1 protein-coding gene is annotated in these 1203 nt (G+C 62.0%); it reads left to right on the plus strand.

The genetic code is table 11. The features are described 5' to 3' along the window. The first annotated feature begins 130 nt into the window (after positions 1–130). Positions 131–1132 carry an RluA family pseudouridine synthase gene (locus AC1DKD_RS41385; RefSeq protein ID WP_441629792.1) on the plus strand — a complete coding sequence of 334 codons (1002 nt, stop codon included), beginning with the start codon at positions 131–133 and terminating at the stop codon, positions 1130–1132. The last annotated feature ends 71 nt before the right edge of the window (positions 1133–1203 follow it).

Genomic DNA, 1203 nt, shown 5'->3' on the forward strand with positions numbered 1-1203 from the left:
CGCGTTGTACGCAAAGAAGCCGGAGGCTGGCAGGGCTGGCGGCAACCCGAAGTGTAAAATACGACGAATCGCCTACACCTGACTTGCGCTGCCGGTCTTTGGCCGGAACAGCGAGGAAATTATATTGAAAATGAATGAGTTACGCCATCAAATTGAAAAAGAGGTGCGGCCCGCCGCGGCCGGGCCCCAGGTGGCGTACGTAACAATCGGCGACGAGGCCGATGGCCAGCGGATCGACAACTTCCTGCTGAAGCTCTCGAAAGGGGTGCCGAAGAGTCATGTCTACCGCATCCTGAGGTCGGGGGAAGTGCGGGTCAACAAGGGGCGGGTCGATGCGACTTATCGCCTGCAGCTTGGCGATGTCGTGCGGATTCCGCCCATGCGGGTCGCGACTCCGGCACCTGATGGCGGCAAATTCGTGCCGCCGGCCAGTTTCCCGGTTGTCTTCGAGGATGATTACCTGCTGGTGATCAACAAGCCTGCCGGCGTGGCCGTGCACGGCGGGTCCGGCGTGGCGTTTGGCGTGATCGAGCAGTTGCGGCGGGCGCGCCCGCAGGCCAAGTTCCTTGAACTCGTGCACCGCCTCGATCGCGAGACCTCCGGCCTGCTGGTGCTGGCGAAGAAGCGCTCGGCGCTGGTCAACCTCCATGAACAGATGCGCGGCAGCGCGCTGGACAAGCGATACTTCGCGTGCGTGGCAGGGCACTTCGAGAATGCCCGGCAGCACGTGAAGCTGCCACTATTTAAATACACCACCGCCGAGGGAGAGCGCCGGGTACGCGTGCAGGACGACGGGATTGCCTCGCATACCGTGTTCAACCGGCTTGAAGTCATGCCGGGCTTCACCCTGCTCGAGGCCGAGCTGAAGACGGGGCGGACGCACCAGATCCGGGTCCACCTGGCGCATTCCGGCTTCCCTATCCTCGGCGACGAAAAATACGGCGATTTCGCCCTGAACAAGGCGCTGGCCCGCAGCGGTGCCAATCCCGGGCTCAAGCGCATGTTCCTGCACGCGCATAGCCTGACCTTTACACATCCGGTAAGTGGTGAAATCATCACTGTCGTTGCACCCATGCCGCCGGAGTGCGAAACCTTCCTGCAGCAAGCACGTAACCAGCGCGCCCGCGACTAAGGCGCCCATGAGGAAATCAATGGCCAGGCAACGCTTCGACCTGATCGTGTTCGACTGGGATGGAACCCTGA

It is taken from the genome of Cupriavidus sp. 05T313, from assembly GCF_056396665.1.